Raw genomic sequence first — 17,946 nt, forward strand, 5'->3', positions numbered from 1 at the left:
TAAGTTCTGTGCCAGGGTATGGCTACACGTCTTTTAATGTTATTTTATAGTTTGTCTGCCCTACCGCCAGCGTTACCGTATGCGTGCTGCGCATATCGCCTGGCGCGCAATTGCCTATACACAATTCAATATTCTCATTTTTACCCTGGCTGTTGGCAGCCGAAAATTTGGCTGCGGCACTGCCGTAATGATTACAATTAGCATTGGCAGGGCATCGGGAGTCGTTTAACTGCTCCAGCATGAGGTGCAACCTTCTAAGCGCTTCTCCGCCGTAAAGTGTTATGGCATCGCCTTTATAAAGGCTAAACTCCTGCCCGAACTTTATACCGTCGTCTGTTACTGTATATTGTTCAGAAGAAGTCTGGGTGGTTTCGTCCTGGCACTGCCACAGTAGCAGGAACATACACAGAGGGTAGATTAACTTTAGCATAGTTTATAGTTTTATTCTGTATTTCTAAGAGTACTTTAGGCGGGGAAGGGTTGCATCTGCTGCCACTATGAAACCGATGTGCTGACATTGTTTATTAAGCACATTTGTTGGATATTGTAACTTTTAGCGAAATAATAGTTAGCGTGCGTACCCAATCGGTTACAGTTAAGGAAAAAATAAAGAACCTCACCCACAGGCTGCGGAACTACCGCGTGTATCATAGGTATCTAGGTTTGATTTTAGGTCTGTTAGTTTTGGTTAGTAGTATAACTGGTGTTTTATTGGGCTGGAAAAAGAATGTTGATACACTACAGCCACCGCTGATTGAAGGCCAGACACCAGATCTGACTCAGTGGATATCTTTAGCAGATATGTCCACTGTAGCTTACACGGCCCTGGATTCTGCTGTTCAGGTAAAAAACAATCCCATCGATAGAATAGAGGCACGCCCCGAGAAAGGAATGGTAAAAGTGCTTTTTTCGGAGGGTTATTGGGAGGTGCAGTTAGATGGCAGCACAGGAAAAGTGTTGTCTGTTGCCCGTCGCCACTCCGACTGGATCGAGCAAATACACGATGGCTCTATTATAGGTGATCTTTTCAAACTGATCACCATGAACGTGCTGGGGCTGGGACTACTGATCATTTCGTTCACAGGTTTTTTCCTGTGGTTCTATCCTAGGAAAATAAGACAAATTAAAAAAGAAGATAAATCGTGATGAAGAGGTGGCTGGTGCTGTTATTTTCAATCGTGTCCTTTTCTGGTTTTTGCCAAATGGTAACGGTAGTGGATAAAACTTCCTGGCTCCCTTTGGCTGGAGTTACCGTGACTGGAATTCCAGGGGGAAACTCAGTACAAACTGATGCGAACGGAAAGGCTGTAATTGCAGAACTGATGTACAAATCAGATTCTCTCAGATTTACCTATCTAGGTTTTCAGTCCAAAACAATGGCTGTAGCAGTAGTTCGGTCGCAGGAGTATAGGGTGGCGCTTGTGCCAGAGGTGCACGATATAGGGGAGGTGGTGATTTCGGCAGGGCGATTTTTGCCACAAAAGCAGGTGCCGCAGCAGGTAGAGGTGCTGCAGGCAAGGGAAATTGCCTTTGCGAGCCAACCTACTACAGCAGACTTATTGCAGCAAACAGGAAAAGTGCTGGTGCAGAAAAGCCAGATGGGAGGCGGCAGTCCCGTTATCAGAGGCTTTGAGGCGAACAAAGTACTTTTGGTAGTAGATGGCGTCCGCATGAACAATGCGATTTACCGTGGCGGCCACCTGCAAAATATCATTACCATCGACAATAGTGTGCTGGAACGGACAGAGGTTTTGTTTGGACCGAACTCCGTCATGTATGGTAGCGATGCTTTGGGTGGCGTGATCCATTTTTACACAAAGCGGCCCCAACTGGCGACGGCAGGGCAAAGTAATGCCTTTTCTGGTGAAGCCTATACCCGTTACGGTACTGCTGCAAACGAATTTACGGCACATGCACAGGCAAATTACGGGCGTAGCAAGTGGGCAAGTTTTTCAGGTTTAACTTACACCAGTTTCGGTAATCTGCGGCAGGGCGCTAACCGCAGCAGTAACTACGGAGACCTGGGCATCAGGAATTACTATGCCGCCCGCACCGCCACCCGAGATACGATGCTGCTGAACCCGAACCCGAACGTGCAGCGCCCCACAGGCTATAAACAATACGATTTAATCCAGAAAGTGCTGTTTGAGCCAAACCGTAATATTTCGCACCAACTGAACCTGCAGTACTCCACCAGCACCGACATTCCCCGCTACGACCGCCTAACTGAGATGACAGGTGATGGAGAATTGAATTATGCCGAGTGGTACTATGGTCCGCAGGACCGTTTCCTGGCAAGCTATAGCTTGGCCCTGAAAGATACAGCCAAACTCTATGACCAGGCACGCGTGGTGGCAGCGCTGCAAAGGCTGGAGGAAAGTCGCCATAACCGCCGCTTTGGCCGCAATGGTCTTTCGCATAGGGAAGAAGAGGTGTGGGTGTATAGCCTGGCAGCGGATTTTAGCAAGCAGCTACAGAAGCATAGACTGCAGTATGGCGTAGAGGCAAACTACAACGATGTGGCCTCTGAAGCAACCGAAGAAAATATAGAAATGGGTGTTTCTGCCCCGATCTCCACGCGCTACCCCGACGGTGGAGCCACTATGCAAAGTTTAGCCGCTTTTTTGTCTAATACGTGGAGCGTTTCACCCAAGATTGTGCTCACGCAAGGAGTGCGGGCAGAGCGTGTAAGCTTGCATGCCGAGTTTAAGGATAAGACGTTTTTTCCTTTCTTAGAGGATGAAGTGACGCAGCATAGTTCGGCTGTGACAGGTAGCGTGGGTGGCACATGGCTACCAAGCCGTGATTGGCGTTTTTCACTGGTTGGAGCATCAGGTTTTCGTGCCCCTAATGTAGATGACTTAAGTAAGGTGTTTGATTCTGCACCAGGCATAGTTTTGGTGCCTAACCCAGATGTAAAGCCCGAATATACCTATACAGTAGACATGGGTGTTTCTAAAAGCTTTGCTGATATTCTATCGGTGGAGGTTGTTGGTTACTACACCTGGTACCGTGATGCGTTGGTGGTGCGGCCGTTCCAGCTGCAGGGGCAGGATTCCATTGAATATGAAGGAGTGAAGAGCCAGGTAATGGCGAACGTAAATGCTAGTAATGCCTATATCTATGGCTATAGTGCCTCAGTGGCAGCCAATATAACGAGTGCAATTGTATTGAAATCGACCTTTTACTATACCTATGGGAGAGTTAAAGAAGAAACAGGCGATGTGCCCTTAGATCATATTCCCCCCTTCTTCGGTAAAACAAGTCTTTATTTAAATTTGAAAAAGCTACAGGCAGAATTTTTTGTGCTGTATAACGGGCAGAAAACGCTGCGAAACTATAGTTCATCAGGAGAAGACAACCTGCAGTATGCCACACCAACTGGTATGCCTGCCTGGTATACTCTGAACGTTCGTACTGCTTATCAACTTACGCCACACCTGCAGCTGCAGGCCGCTTTAGAAAACATAACTGATCGCTATTACCGTGTCTTTGCCTCAGGCATCAGCGCCCCAGGCCGTAACTTTGTAGTGACCTTGAGAGGAAGTTTTTAAAGAATTCAGTACAGATCCACAGCATTCACCTAATTGTGAGAGTCTTACTGGCTACAATGGAACAAAGTATTTTGAACGGAAATTCGTGGACTGTAAAAGCATCAGCCCTGCCACAATCAAATGTGGCAGGGCTGATTTTGATTTTAGAAAAACGTTGCCGTTGTTGTGTGTTCTCACCAACAACTTAAAATATTTTTGCTATTCGACACGCTTCTTGCTTGCTGGTGAGAACACACAGCAACGGCTAGAGTACTCAATCTAACCTTAGTTCTGCTTAAAGTTTAAATATACCTAAGAAGCAGTAGCCTGCGCTGACTCAATATAAAAGTTTGGATCAACTTTTACCTTCGCATTCTTCTTCAGCCCCTTCAGTTGCTGCCAACTGTTGGTCGGCTCCAGCCATTCCTCTTTACCATCTATGGTTACTTTAACAGGCATGTTAAAATTATCCACAGTGTTGGTCCATCTATACTTCAGGTTCTTGCCCACCAATTGGTACTCCAGTTTCGGCACACGCACATCGCGCAGGTATTGATCGAAGAAAGAGGAGAGGTCGCGGCCAACGTGCTGGCTCAGGTAATCTTCAATTTGCTTCGTAGTAACGGTTTGGTGATAGAAGTCCTTGTTCATACCTCTCAGGATGCTTCGCCATTTTTCATCATCGTTCACGATCTGGCGCAGCGTGTGCAGCGTGTTGGCACCTTTAAAGTACATGTCGCCAGAGCCTGTGTTGTTCACATCATACTTACCGATAATCGGAATGTCATTTTCGATGTTACCGCGCTGCCCGATCACATATTCGCTGGCTGCCTTTTTGCCGTAGTGATAGTCCAGGAATATATTTTCAGAGTAAGTGGTGAAGGCCTCGTGTATCCACATGTCGGCGGCATCTTTATAGGTAATGTTATTGGCGAACCACTCGTGCCCCGACTCATGTATGATGATATAGTCGAACTTAAGCCCCCAGCCAGTGCCGCTCAGGTCGTAGCCTCTGTAGCCGTTCTGATAGCCATTGCCGTAGGTAACGGAACTCTGGTGTTCCATGCCCAGGTAAGGCGCCTCTACCAGTTTATAGCTATCTTCGTAAAAAGGATAAGGCCCGAACCAATGCTCAAAGGCTTTCAGCATTTTAGGCACATCCTTGAACTGCTTTTTGGCTTTGTCCAGATTATAGCTCAGTACATAATAGTCGCAGTCGAGCTGGCCTTTTTCGCCCTGGTACTTCTCCCCGAAATGTACGTAGTCGCCGATGTTTACATTCACACCATAGTTGTTGATAGGATTGGAGACAAACCAGTGGAAGGTCTTCGTGCCATCGTTGTTCTGGTCTACACTCAGCAAACGGCCGTTCGAAACATCCATTAGTTTCTCAGGCACTGTCACGCTGATCTTCATGCTATCCACCTCGTCGTACATGTGGTCTTTGTTGGGCCACCAAATGCTGGCACCGTCGCCCTGGTTCGAATTGGCTGCAAAAGGATTTCCGTTCGCATCACGCTGCCAGGTCATTCCGCCCGTCCACGGAGGGTTGGTACTAACTACAGGTTTACCGCCGTAGAAAACCTTTATGCTGTTCACAGCGCCAGGTGTTTGTTTTTCCTCCAGCTGAATATAGTACACGTTGCCATCTCTGTTAAACTGAAGTGGCTTCTCATTTTGTGTCACCTTCTCGATGGCCATAGGTGGCTGCAGGTCCAGCTGCATACGCTGGTTCGGTTGCAACACTTTATATTGCACGGTGTTAGATCCTTTGATGGTGCTATCGGCAGGATTTACTTTTACATCAAGGTGATAATATGTTAAGTCCCACCATGCTCTTTCAGGGGTGATGGAACCACGCAGGGTATCCTGGCGAGAGAACTCCGTTTGCTGGCCATGTTGTGCCTGGGCCGAAAGGGTCGTTAAAGAAAGCGCCAAGGCCAACGGAGGTAATACTTTAAATAATTTCATAGAGTTTTTTAGTGACAGAAGCTTTACAGTAAGTATAGCAACAACGTTTCGCTTGTGAATAACAAGAACTGTTCCTGTTTTACCTGTTTTTATAGTCCAATATAGGCAAAATTTAGCTTGTGCAGGTAATGCTGTGGCTGCTCTGTTTCAACAATCTGTGTTTGCCGCCGTACCTTTTCTAAGTTTATCCATTGATTTTTAAGCTTAAAGCCGCAAGTGCGGTCTTAGCTTTCAGCATATTTTAACGAGGAATTTTATGGCGCAGCTGGTAAGCGATTATCTGGTAGAAAGGCTATCGAAATGGGGGGTAAAACGCATTTTCGGTTACCCTGGCGATGGCATTAACGGAATTATGGGAGCTATGCAAAGAGCAGCAGAGCCGCCCGAGTTTGTACAGGTGCGGCACGAAGAGATGGCTTCGCTCATGGCTTGTGCCCATGCCAAATTCACGGGTGAAGTAGGCGTGTGTATGGCCACTTCTGGACCTGGGGCTATCCATTTGCTCAACGGTTTGTACGATGCCAAACTCGATCATCAGCCTGTAGTGGCCATTGTGGGGCAGAAAGCGCGTACGGCATTGGGAGGGCATGCGCAGCAGGAAGTGGACCTGATGGCTTTGTTTAAGGATGTGGCAGGCGATTATGTGCAGACGGCGATGGAGCCCAGCCAGATTAGGCACTTGATCGACAGGGCCATCCGTATTGCCAAAGCTCAGCGGACCGTTACCTGTGTTATCGTGCCAAATGATGTGCAGGAGCTGGAATACGAAGAGCCGAAGCATCAGCACCAGACGGTTCATTCGGGCATCGGCTATACTTCGCCCCGCGTATTGCCTACTGACGAGGATTTGCAAAGAGCAGCTGAAGTACTAAATGCAGGAAAAAAAGTAGCTATACTGATAGGAGCAGGAGCCAAGGGAGCCGCCGAAGAAGTAACGCAGATAGCCGATGTATTAGGTGCTGGTGTAGCCAAAGCATATTTAGGAAAAGCCGCCCTACCCGACGAACTACCTTTTGTAACGGGCGCCATTGGCTTCTTCGGAACCAATGCCACGCACCAGATGATGAAGGAATGCGATACGCTGCTGATGATCGGCTCAGGATTCCCCTACGCTGAGTTTTTGCCGAAAGAGGGACAGGCGCGTGGGGTGCAGATTGATATTGACGGACGTATGCTAAGTATACGCTACCCGATGGAAGTGCCGTTGGTAGGCGACAGCGCTGAAACCTTGCGTGCCCTGTTGCCGCTGCTGCAAAGAAAAGAAGACCGCTCGTGGCGCGAAAGTATTGAGCAAAGTATAAAAGACTGGTGGCAGCTGCTGGCAGAACGGGCACAGCAGGAAGCAGATCCGCTCAATCCAAGATTGGTGTTCGAAAAGCTTTCCCCTAAGCTGCCAAACAATTGTATCCTGGCTGCAGATTCAGGTTCTACTTCCAGTTGGATGGCTCAATACGTTAAAATCCGCGAAGGCATGAAGTTTTCTGTTTCGGGTACGCTGGCTACTATGGGCTGTGCCGTACCTTATGCCATTGCTGCCAAATTCGCTTATCCTGATAGGTTAGCCATTGCCTTTGCTGGCGACGGTGCCATGCAAATGGGCGGCAACGAAGAACTCATCACGATACAGAAATACTGGAAGCAGTGGGCTGACCCGCGCCTAATTGTACTTGTGCTCAACAACCACGACCTGAACTTCGTGACCTGGGAGCAGCGCCTGATGGCGGGTACACCGAGAATTGAAATGTCGCAGGAGGTGCCTGAATTCAACTATGCGCAATATGCCGAGTCCCTAGGTTTGATAGGCATCAGAATTGACAGCCCTGAGCAGGTGGAGGAGGCGTGGGAGAGAGCCCTAAACGCAGAGCGCCCTGTGGTGCTCGAAGCTGTAACCGATCCGAATATCATCACGCTGACGCCTGAGGTAGCCACCCGCTTTGCCGAAAATCTATCTTCTGCCATTGAAAAAGGAGACAAGGGTGCAGGAGAGCATTTGGATGAACCGCTGGCAAGTGAAGTAAAGCAGGCGAAGGAGTAATAGATTTTTTTACAAAACAGCAGCGGCAGCCATTTGGCTGCCGCTGCTGTTTTGTAAAAAAATCTTGTGTCTTACGTCCTGTGTCTTGTGTCTAAAAAAGCCTAGCTTCTGCTTCTACGCTGCGGAGCTTTCAAAGTAAACTCTGAAGTAGCTTTACCACCGTTGGCTGTTTCTACTTCTATTGTATACTTGCCAGGCTGTAGGTAGATTGTTTTATTTTCGGCAGGTTCTACCTTTACGGCTTCTTCTCCATTCTTCTTTCCAGCATTCAGGGCTGTTTCGTAAGCCTGAGCATTGGCTGCATCTACCGAGAAGTTATAGCTGACGTAGTTCAGGCCGCGCTCACTTTCGTCTTTTATTTCTTGTAGCACCTGGCCTTTGTCGGTTTTGATGCGGATGGTGGTGGTGCCTGGGCTGGAGGTGTAGAATGGAATTTCCATGGTGCTCTCCATGGCTTCGCCCCACGCTCCCCATTTCTGACCCCAGCGTGGATTGTAGTTCACAGGCGCTAGGTCGAACAGGTGTAACCTTTGGCTAAGCAGGTCTGGCGTTAGCTGCTGCAGATGTGCTACATTTCCGATGTAGATAGAGCGGCCATGTGTGCCTACTACCAAGTCGTTCTCTCTCGGATGCACCACTAGGTCGTGTACCGAAACAGCAGGCATATCTGCAGCAAGCACCATAAAGTCACGACCTCTGTTTACTGAAACATATAAGCCGTGGTCGGTGCCTACGTACAGGATGTCAGGGTTTTTCGGATCTTCTTTTACGACGTTAATGGCTTCCATGGGCAGATTGCCGCCTAAGCGTTCCCATTTTTTGCCGTTATCTTCTGACACGTACAGGTACGGTGTAAAATCATCCCAGCGATAGCCGTTCAGGGAAGCATACACACGACCTTCCTTATGGTTAGAAGCTACTACCGTAGATACCCACAAATTTTGCGGCAACTTATCAGAAATACGACCCCAAGTATTGCCACCGTCTTTCGACACATGAATGACCCCATCATCGGAACCTGTATACAACAGCCCGAAACGAAGTGGTGATTCATCTATTGTTGTTAGGGTCCCGTAGCCCACATCACCTTTAATACCTCCGTTTGTCAGGTCACCCGATAAGGTTTTCAGGTCCTCGCCACGGTTAAGAGAACGGTGGAATTTGTTCGAGCCATAGTATAGGATATCCTGGTTGTGGCGGCTCAAATGAATGGGTGCCTCCCAGTTAAAGCGCAACGGACGCTCGCCCAGTTCATGCGTAGGTTTGATCGACTGACGCTCGCCTGTCTGCTTATTAACGCGGGTATAGTTTCCGTACTGCGAACCGAAGTATACCATGTTGTTGTCGCGAGTGTCTACCTGCACCATCATACCATCGCCACCACCAATTCGCTGGTAAGGATAGCGGCCGTTTTGGGTCCAGGAGGCGCTGGCTTTGTATGTGCTGGGGCCGTACCAGGTGCCATTATCCTGCAAACCGCCATATACGTTGTAAGGCTTTTCCATGTCCACGGCAATTGCGTAAAACTGCCCTACGGAAGGCGAGTTGGCTATAAACCAGTTCTTGCCATCGTCATAGGTGATGTTGATACCGCCGTCGTTTCCGTTTATGAGGTAGCCAGGTTTATCAGGACTCACCCATAGGGCCTGGTGGTCGGAGTGTACGTTTTCGCCTTCAATGTTGCGGAACGTTTTACCGCCATCGTCTGATGTTAAGATAGGCACACCTAGAATGTAGATTTTATCAGGATCATGCGGAGCCACACGTACCACACCAAAGTAATAGCCGTAGCTGGAGTACATATCGTCGATGTAGCTGTCGTGGGTTTTCTTCCAGGTTTTGCCGCCATCATCGGTGCGGTATACTTCCGCTCCTTTTACAGGTGCAGAGGTAGTTTCTACGGTCGGGTCTTCCAGGTAATCTGCCAGGGCAACAGGCCTTACTTCTCCTTTTCTTACTTTTTCCTTAACCGATTTTGCTGTGTATTCTCTTGGGAAGCGGTTGTTGTCCAGAAACTCGTTCAGGTTTTTATCGTCCAGTGCCAGAAAAGCGCTTACCGTCATGTTCTTAAACTGGCTTGCCTGCAGCTCGCCAGCTTTAGGTGTTTTCTTCTCCACCTGGCGCAGTTCCTGGTTATCCACCAGAGCGTACATAGTATTGGAGTTGCCAGGGAAGAGGCTTAAACCAATACGTCCTACGCCATCAGAGTCAGGAAAGCCACTGCTGGCTGTGCTGATGTCAGTCCAGGTGTTGCCACCGTCGGTAGATTTGTATACTCCAGAAGTTTTGCCACCCTCCACAAAGTTCCAGGCGCGGCGTTCGCGGTGCCACATAGCGGCATACACGTTGTTCGGGTTCTTCGGGTCAACCTGCAGGTCTATGGCTCCTGTGTTATCATCTATATAAAGCGTCTTTTCCCAAGTTTTGCCGCCATCGGTGGTTTTATATACACCGCGTTCTTTGTTTGGCGAGTAAAGATGCCCAAGCGCAGCTACCCAAAGGGTATTCGGATCGGTTGGGTGGATAATTACTTTGCCGATGTGGTGGGTGTCGTCTAGGCCCATGTGTTGCCAACTCTTGCCACCATCCGTGCTCTTGTACATACCCACGCCAGAGTAGGAAGAGCGGCTGGAGTTGCTTTCGCCTGTACCAATCCAGATGGTTTCGTTGTTGTTCCAGTCAATGGCAATGTCGCCGATTGTCATCACGGCCTGCTCATCAAAAAGAGGTTCAAAAGAGATGCCGTTGTTGGTTGTTTTCCACAGGCCGCCAGAGGCATAGGCGGCATAAAATGTAGTAGGGTCTTTGGGTGATATTTCGAGGTCGGTGATACGGCCGCTTTGTACAGTTGGCCCTACATTGCGGAAGGCGATGTTACTGGCAATAGAGGTTTGCTTCAGGTTCTGCCTTGTTTCTTTTGCCTGTAGCCTTTCGTTGGCGGGTGTTGCCGTTGGCTGCTTTTTCCGTTGGGCTTGTAGATTTCCGCAGGCAAGTGCCGTTAACAAAGCCGCGGCAAGTATACGTTTTTGCATAGTATAACTTTAGAAGATTAGAGTAGTTTGGGTTTCTAAAGCTAAGGATTTATGCGGGATTTTGGAAGTATAGGAGTTTGAATGAAGGATTAGGTAAAACTAACTCTATATACCCATTTAAATGGATAGAGAGAAAGATGCTCAAAACCATGTTGAAATTATTCTCATGCCTCAAGGTTGAGGCGCAGATGCCACTAGAATAGAAAGGTACGAGTTATAAACCTGCGCCAGCAAAAGAGGCAGATGAACGTTAGACATAAGTAGCCTTGTACCGCGCTCCCTCAGGAATCAGGCTTCTGTAGTTTTATCTATCCAATTCTGGGATTTCCATTTCTGTCGGGAAGCCTGCTTCTCTCAAATCCTGGTATGCTCCTATGTTATACACCTTCTCAAAGCCAGCTTCTTTCATGAGTTGAGCCGCTTTGCCACTTCTGTTGCCTGAGGCGCAGTAGAGGTAGTAGGTCTTTTTCTTGTTCAATTCCTTTAACTCTTTAGCAAATTGCCCGCTACGGTAGTCTGAGTTTTCGGCTCCTTCCAGGTGTCCAGCGTTATATTCCTCAGGTGTTCGTACATCCAGTACCACTGTTTTCATGCTTAGCCTCTGGCCTTTGAACTCGGTTGGCGTAAGCGTTTTTACTGCTGAACTAGTACCTTGCTGTGCTAAAGCAGAAAAAGAAAGTGTACAGGCAAGCAGACTAAAGAATATGAATTTCATAGATGTTTACGCAAAGTTAATTCAAGGATAAAGATAGCTTTTTAAGGAGCATTACTGCAACTTTATACAAGTAATATACTTAAGCGGATTTGCATCCCTGAATGCAGGAAATAATAGTGGTGATAGTGGGGTCTGAAAGAGAATAATAGACATTCTTGCCTTTACGCTTAATGCTGACAATGCCTTTGTCGCGCATTTTTATGAGGTGGTGTGAAAGCAACGACTGCTCTATTTGTAGAATTTCCTGTAGCTGACCCACACTTAAGGCCTCACTCTGCTCCAGTAAATCTATAATGCTAATCCGAACAGGGTGAGCTACGCACTTCAATACATAGGCTGCCCTTTCCAACTTCTCCTGTTCCACTCTAACTTTAAGGGTGCTCATGGGCTACTTCTCCATTTAAATGGTATATACATGAACATGTATTCATGTATGCATTATTACAAACAAGCTGCTGAAGAAGTTCCTGCAGATGCAGAATGGTATAAACAAATAAGGGCCCGCATTACGGGCCTTTATTTGTACTGTGTGTTTATAAGAAAAATGTTCTAGTTCAACATCAACATAGAGCCAGCGTAAGCGCTAACATCTACTTTCAAACCTTCTGCTATACCAATACCAAGGCTAATGTCGGCACGGAAGAAGTGGCACAGCTGGCGATTGATGATCTCAAGACGCTTAGGACCTTCCATACCGCTCATGGATGCTACAATGTTATTGATCGTGCTTTTCTTTTCTTCTGGTGTCATCAGTCTGAACAAGTCACCTGGCTGCGTGTAGTGGTCGTTTTCACCTTCGCCGTTACGGTCGTACCAGTCAGCAACCACGCTATCCAGCCTTTGAGCAGGCTCTTTGTAAGCTGCATCAGGCTGCACGTTGCTGAAGCTGTTCGGGAAGTAGTTCGGCATACGGCCTCCATTACCGTCTACACGCATGGCTCCGTCGCGCTGGTAGTTGTTAGTGGCAAACGGGCAACGGTTCACAGGTATTTGCTCGTAGTTGGCTCCCAACCTGTAGCGTTGTGCATCCGGATAGCCTAGAATTCGGCCCTGTAGCATTTTATCAGGAGAGAAGCTGATACCATCTACAATATGTGCAGGAGCAAAGGCAGCCTGTTCCACATGTGCAAAGTAGTTATCTGGATTTTCATTCAGTTCCAGTACACCTACATCGATCAAAGGGAAATCTTTCTGCGACCATACTTTGGTAACGTCAAACGGATTCCATTTGTAGGTTTTAGCCTCTTCCTCTGTCATGATCTGTACTTTCACAGCCCATCTTGGGAAGTCGCCTTTGTCAATAGCTTCTACCAAGTCGCGCTGCGCCTGATCAGGATCTTTGCCTTTCATTATTTCAGCTTCCTCAGCCGTGAAGTTCTTAATACCTTGCAGTGTTTTAAAATGGAACTTCACAAAGTAGCGCTCATTGTCTTTGTTGATGAAAGAGAAGGTATGGCTACCGAAGCCATGCATGTGGCGGTAGGAAAGCGGCGTACCACGGTCGCTCATCAAAATAAGCACCTGGTGCAGGCTTTCTGGGTTCAGGCTCCAGAAATCCCATACCATGGTAGCGCTTTTGCAGTTGGTATAAGGGTCACGCTTTTGAGTGTGAATGAAATCGGGGAATTTTTTAGGGTCTTTGATGAAAAACACAGGTGTATTGTTTCCAACAAGGTCCCAGTTACCGTCTTCAGTGTAAAACTTAAGGGCAAAACCACGTGGGTCACGCTCGCTGTCGGCACTGCCTTTTTCGCCACCTACGGTAGAGAAACGCAGGAACACGCGTGTTTCTTTACCAATTTCGCTGAATACTTTGGCGCGGGTGTATTGGGTAATGTCGTGGGTAACGGTAAAAGTACCGTAGGCACCGCTGCCTTTGGCATGTACCACACGCTCTGGTATACGCTCGCGGTTAAAGTGCGCCAGCTTTTCATGCAGAATGTAATCTTCTAATAACACAGGACCGCGAGGGCCAGCTGTCAATGAGTTCTCGTGCTCGTAGTAAGGTCTGCCAGATGCAGTGGTCAGTTTTACTGGGTTTTGGTTCTCACTCATGGTTTGGATATGTAAAGGAGTTTTTTTCTTTAGTGATATCCAAAAGTATAGCGAAGAACTATATCTATCAAATTGATAGTATTTATTATACTATAGAAATTAACTATGATAGATAATTAAAATGCTTCTCCGATCACAATATAAAAGTTGATGCCTTCAGTACCATAGCCTACATCGGTTCTGATATTTAGTTTTTGCTGCTGATTTAAGGCATAGCGTAACCCTCCTCCAAACGAATATTTTATATTAGAAAACGAAATGTCCGCACTTTTCTCAAACACATCGCCAACACCAGCGAAGGTTGCGGCACCAAAACGTTTGTAGAGCGGGAAGCGGTACTCAACTTGTGTTCCAGCAAAATTGTCGCTCAGGAAACGGTTCCTGGCATAGCCTCGCAATATGCCATCGCCACCAGCGGTTGCCATTCGCATAACAGGTACGGTTCCATTGTTTAAGTTAAGTACTGTATTCGTACCAATTACGTGGTTCGGCTTTAGCTGAAAGTACTTGCTAAAGGCAGTATTTAAATTGCTATAGTTAAAGTCTCCACCAAAAGTATTACCAAAGTTATACCCAGAAATCTCTAGCAATATACCTTTGGAGGCAAATGCAACATTGTCGCGGCTATCGAACAAAAAAATAGCACCAACGCCTGAGTTTACCCCACCTCTATAACCTGGCACTTGTTCTGTTAGCAAAATGCTTTGGCCTGTAGCTTCACCTGCGTCTGTTTGTAAGCCGAAATAGTTAGTGAGCTGGTAATCTATACCCGCAAAGGTATACCGCCCAACTTTTCGTAGTAAGCCCAACTTGGCATTTACATAAGAGTATTCGTATTTCTCCTCGTTTGCTGCTAAAGATTTGTTGCCTAGACCATAAAAGCGATCAGTGTATTTCCTGTGTCGCAGCTCTCCTCTAAGCAAATACTTTTCCTCCCTAGAAAACACTGACCAAAGCAGTTGCTGGTCCATCTGCTTGTTCAGGGTATAGTCTGCTAGCAGCCGCACTGTTGAGAGGCGGGTGTAGCTGGAGTCTCTTTTACTTGGCAGTTGCATGTAGCCAATTACTGCTGCCCCAACGCCAAGTCGTGTATCGGGTGTGTAATACAATACTGGAATCGGAATCAGTCCCTTTATCACTTTTGGAGCCAACATAGGAGAGGAGGCAGAATCTGGTGTTTGTGCCCATAACGAAGTGTAGCCACTTAGCAGCAGGCACAATAAGGACAACCACACCGAAGCAAGGTTTTTTTCATGGCACAAATAAAGAGGAAGAATAAGTTAAAGGACAAACTATCAGTTAACTATAGGTAATTTAGTGCTAAATACTAGTTTATATGCCGAAAGTGATAAATATATTATTAGGTGTGCTAACACAGATCTAGTTGGATATTTCTTCTAGTTATTTGGGCGCTAGTGAACTCAGATGGAAATAGATGGGTTTTTATGAATCTATAGTTATATTTGAATAACTAAACTAATCATACCTTAATCTATCTAATGAAGAAAATCTTGATCATTGCAGCCTGTCTTGCCTGGGGGGCATCGGGCCGTGTAATGGCGCAGGAGACTTTTCCGCGCAACGGCGTGTACGATGAACGTTCAGGCCTGGTGGCTCTTACGAACGCTACCATCCACTCCGATTACAAAACGGTTATTCCTAATGCTACCTTACTTATAAGAGGCGGCAAGGTAGAAGCAGTCGGCACAAACGTACAGGTGCCTGCTGGTGCCGTGGTAGTTGATGCGAAAGGTAAGCACATCTATCCAGGATTGGTGGATATGTTCACAAGCTATGGTTTGCCAGAGGCTAAAAGTGAACGAAGAGGATGGGGCTCGCCGCCACAGATGGAGTCGGAAAAGAAAGGTGCCTACAACTGGAACCAGGCTATCCGCCCTGAGACAAACGCAGGCGAAATGTTTAAGGTTAACAGCAAGCAGGCAGAAGAGCTTCGTAAGCTAGGTTTCGGAACCGTATTGGCTGTAAACCGCGATGGTATTGCACGCGGCACATCGGCACTGGTAACACTAGCTGAGAAACGTGAAAACGAAGTGCTGGTAATGGATAAAGCAGCAGCAGCCTTATCTTTTGATAAAGGAACTTCAACGCAGGATTATCCAAGTTCGCTAATGGGTTCTGTAGCGCTGCTGCGCCAGACGTACCTGGATGCACAGTGGAACATGCAAAACCCTGATAAAGAGCAGAACCTTTCTTTGAAAGCCTTTACAGAAGCCAATAAATTTCCGCAGATATTTGAGGCTGGAAATAAGCTGAATGTACTTCGTGCCGATAAGGTGGGAGACGAATTCCAGAAGCAGTACATTATAAAAGGTAACGGCGATGAGTACCAGATGATCAAAGAGATCAAAGCTACAAATGCTCCGCTTATTCTTACCTTAAGCTTCCCTGATGCCTACAATGTAGAAGATCCGATGGATGCACGCCAAGTGTCTCTGGACGATATGAAGCACTGGGAAATGGCACCAGCCAACGCAGCTTTGCTTCATAAGGCGGGGGTTGTTTTTGCCTTTTCTTCAGCAGAATTAAAAGATAAAAAAGACTTTTTGCCTAACCTGCGCAAAGCCATTGAATACGGCTTGCCAGAAGAAGAGGCTCTAAAAGCACTTACAGCTACGCCTGCTAAGTTATTGAATGCTGATAAAATAGTAGGTAGCCTAAACAAAGGCATGCTGGCTAACTTTATCATCACTACCAATAACCTGTTTGCAGATGATAACATCATCTTGGAAAACTGGGTGCAGGGCAATCAATACAAAATAACAGAGGTGCCAGCTGATTACAGAGGCGTTTATACCTTTAAAATGGGTAACGAGGCTGCTAAAAAGCTAATGATCTCTGGTACGCCAGAAAGACCCGATCTGAAAGTGATTGGCCAGGATACTGTTTCTGGAAAAATTTCATTTACAGGAAACCTGGTTACCCTATCTTTCAAAAAAGATAAGAAAAGCAGCAAAAGCATCCTTTTGAGCGGCTGGTTAGCTGACAAGAACCTGCAAGGCGAAGGTCAGTTGCCAGATGCCTCTACGGTAAAATGGACAGCTACTTTTTCTGAAGCGATGAGCCAAAAGGCTAGAAGAGACAGTACCAAGACAGCTAAGCCAGTAGCGCTTGGTAACATGATTTACCCTTTCAAAGCCTTCGGACAGGCTGAGTTGCCAAAGCAGGAGACAGTGTTGATTAAAAACGCTACTGTTTGGACAAACGAGAAAGAAGGCAAGCTTGAGAACGCAGACGTATTGCTGAAGAATGGTAAAATTGCCAAAGTAGGCAAGAACCTGAGCGAATCTGGGGCCAGAGTAATTGATGGTACGGGCAAGCACGTAACACCAGGTATTATTGATGAGCACTCTCACATTGCTCTGAACGGAGTAAACGAAAGCGCACAGTCAGTTTCTGCCGAAGTACGTATGGCCGATGTAGTAGACAGCGATGACATCAATATTTACCGTCAGTTAGCGGGTGGTGTAACAACTTCTCAATTGCTGCACGGTTCTGCTAACCCAATTGGTGGTCAGTCTGCTATCGTGAAGCTGCGTTGGGGTAAGAGCCCTGAGGAGATGCTGGTAGAGAACGCAGATGGTTTCATTAAGTTTGCCCTTGGCGAAAACGTGAAACAGTCTAACCGTAGCAATGCTAACATTCGATTTCCGCAATCAAGAATGGGTGTGGAGCAGGTTTATGTAGATGCTTTCCAGCGTGCAAAAGAATACGAGCAAAGCTGGAATAGCTACAACAAGCTGTCTAAAAAGCAAAAAGCAAACACGCCAGTACCTCGCCGTGACCTTGAACTGGATGCACTGGTAGAGATTCTAAACAACAAGCGCTTTATTACTTGCCACTCTTATGTGCAGTCAGAGATTAACATGATGATGAAAGTGGCTGATGAGATGGGCTTTAAGATAAACACGTTTACGCACATTCTGGAGGGCTACAAAGTGGCTGATAAAATGGCGAAACACGGAGCTGGCGGTTCTACCTTCGGTGACTGGTGGGCATACAAAATGGAAGTTAAGGACGCTATACCTTACAACGCTGGCATTATGAATAGCCTGGGTGTAGTAACGGCTATTAACTCTGATGATGCTGAAATGGCTCGCCGCCTGAACCAGGAAGCTGCGAAGAGTGTGAAATATGCTGGTATGAGCGAAGAAGATGCCTTGAAAATGGTAACACTGAACCCTGCCAAGTTGCTTCACCTGGACGACAGAATGGGTAGCCTGAAAGCAGGTAAAGATGCTGACGTGGTGCTTTGGAACGACAATCCGCTTTCTATCTATGCTAAGCCACTGAAGACGTTTGTTGACGGAATTGCATACTACGATTTGGAGCAGGACGAAAAAATGCGCGTTGATTTGGAAAAAGAGCGTATGCGCCTGATGCAGAAAATGCTGAATGCCAAGTCGGGTGGTGCCAGAACACAAACACCAACCAGAGGCAGAACAATGGTACAGCACTGCGAAGAAGTAGAGCAGGATCAGGACTCTCAGTACTATGCATATTAAGTAATTGTTTGTAGCTGGTTGTTCGATTGCTATAATACTACAGCATGTAACAATCAGCAAAAGCAAAAACCATCAAATCTAA

General features: G+C 46.9%; 11 protein-coding genes. 4 read left to right on the top strand and 7 right to left on the bottom strand.

Going from position 1 to position 17,946, the window contains the following annotated elements; genetic code table 11:
* Positions 1-22 precede the first annotated feature (22 nt).
* On the bottom strand, positions 23-430 hold the full coding sequence (locus LN893_RS05165; RefSeq protein WP_229968733.1) for a hypothetical protein: 408 nt from the start codon (positions 428-430) through the stop codon (positions 23-25).
* A gap of 107 nt (positions 431-537) precedes the next feature.
* Here LN893_RS05165 and LN893_RS05170 point away from each other — a divergent pair, with 107 nt between their 5' ends.
* Together LN893_RS05170 and LN893_RS05175 are read left to right on the top strand one after the other, a co-directional pair.
* The gene (locus LN893_RS05170) at positions 538-1,146 is read left to right on the top strand and encodes a PepSY domain-containing protein (RefSeq protein ID WP_229968734.1); all 609 of its coding nucleotides are present in this window, start codon (positions 538-540) and stop codon (positions 1,144-1,146) included.
* Entirely contained in the window at positions 1,146-3,554 is a 2,409-nt protein-coding gene (locus LN893_RS05175) for a TonB-dependent receptor (RefSeq protein ID WP_229968778.1), read from the top strand. Before LN893_RS05170 ends, LN893_RS05175 begins: the two co-directional genes overlap by 1 nt.
* Positions 3,555-3,845: 291 nt before the next feature.
* On the opposite strand, the gene LN893_RS05180 is transcribed toward LN893_RS05175, so the two are convergent.
* Positions 3,846-5,504: a M1 family metallopeptidase gene (locus tag LN893_RS05180; RefSeq protein ID WP_229968735.1), complete on the bottom strand. Its 1,659-nt coding sequence runs from the start codon at positions 5,502-5,504 to the stop codon at positions 3,846-3,848.
* Positions 5,505-5,760: 256 nt separating this feature from the next.
* On the opposite strand from LN893_RS05180, the gene LN893_RS05185 reads away from it, so the two are divergent.
* On the top strand, positions 5,761-7,539 hold the full coding sequence (locus LN893_RS05185; protein WP_229968736.1) for a thiamine pyrophosphate-requiring protein: 1,779 nt from the start codon (positions 5,761-5,763) through the stop codon (positions 7,537-7,539).
* Positions 7,540-7,640: 101 nt separating this feature from the next.
* On the opposite strand, the gene LN893_RS05190 is transcribed toward LN893_RS05185, so the two are convergent.
* The 5 genes from LN893_RS05190 to LN893_RS05210 form a co-directional block, all read right to left on the bottom strand.
* The gene (locus LN893_RS05190) at positions 7,641-10,571 is read right to left on the bottom strand and encodes a WD40/YVTN/BNR-like repeat-containing protein (RefSeq protein WP_229968737.1); all 2,931 of its coding nucleotides are present in this window, start codon (positions 10,569-10,571) and stop codon (positions 7,641-7,643) included.
* 304 nt (positions 10,572-10,875) lie between these two features.
* Complete coding sequence (locus LN893_RS05195; protein WP_229968738.1) at positions 10,876-11,286, bottom strand: rhodanese-like domain-containing protein; 411 nt, start codon at positions 11,284-11,286, stop codon at positions 10,876-10,878.
* A 79-nt stretch (positions 11,287-11,365) separates the two neighbouring features.
* Positions 11,366-11,671 (bottom strand): ArsR/SmtB family transcription factor, encoded by a 306-nt coding sequence (locus LN893_RS05200; RefSeq protein ID WP_229968739.1) that lies wholly within the window; start codon positions 11,669-11,671, stop codon positions 11,366-11,368.
* A 164-nt stretch (positions 11,672-11,835) separates the two neighbouring features.
* The gene (locus LN893_RS05205) at positions 11,836-13,341 is read right to left on the bottom strand and encodes a catalase (RefSeq protein WP_229968740.1); all 1,506 of its coding nucleotides are present in this window, start codon (positions 13,339-13,341) and stop codon (positions 11,836-11,838) included.
* Between the two features lie 116 nt (positions 13,342-13,457).
* The gene (locus tag LN893_RS05210) at positions 13,458-14,576 is read right to left on the bottom strand and encodes a BamA/TamA family outer membrane protein (protein WP_229968741.1); all 1,119 of its coding nucleotides are present in this window, start codon (positions 14,574-14,576) and stop codon (positions 13,458-13,460) included.
* 264 nt (positions 14,577-14,840) lie between these two features.
* On the opposite strand from LN893_RS05210, the gene LN893_RS05215 reads away from it, so the two are divergent.
* Positions 14,841-17,864, top strand: a complete 3,024-nt coding sequence (locus tag LN893_RS05215; protein WP_229968742.1) for an amidohydrolase family protein — start codon at positions 14,841-14,843, stop codon at positions 17,862-17,864.
* Positions 17,865-17,946 lie beyond the last annotated feature (82 nt).

The sequence above is a fragment of the Pontibacter harenae genome (assembly GCF_020907245.1).
Taxonomy (GTDB): domain Bacteria; phylum Bacteroidota; class Bacteroidia; order Cytophagales; family Hymenobacteraceae; genus Pontibacter; species Pontibacter harenae.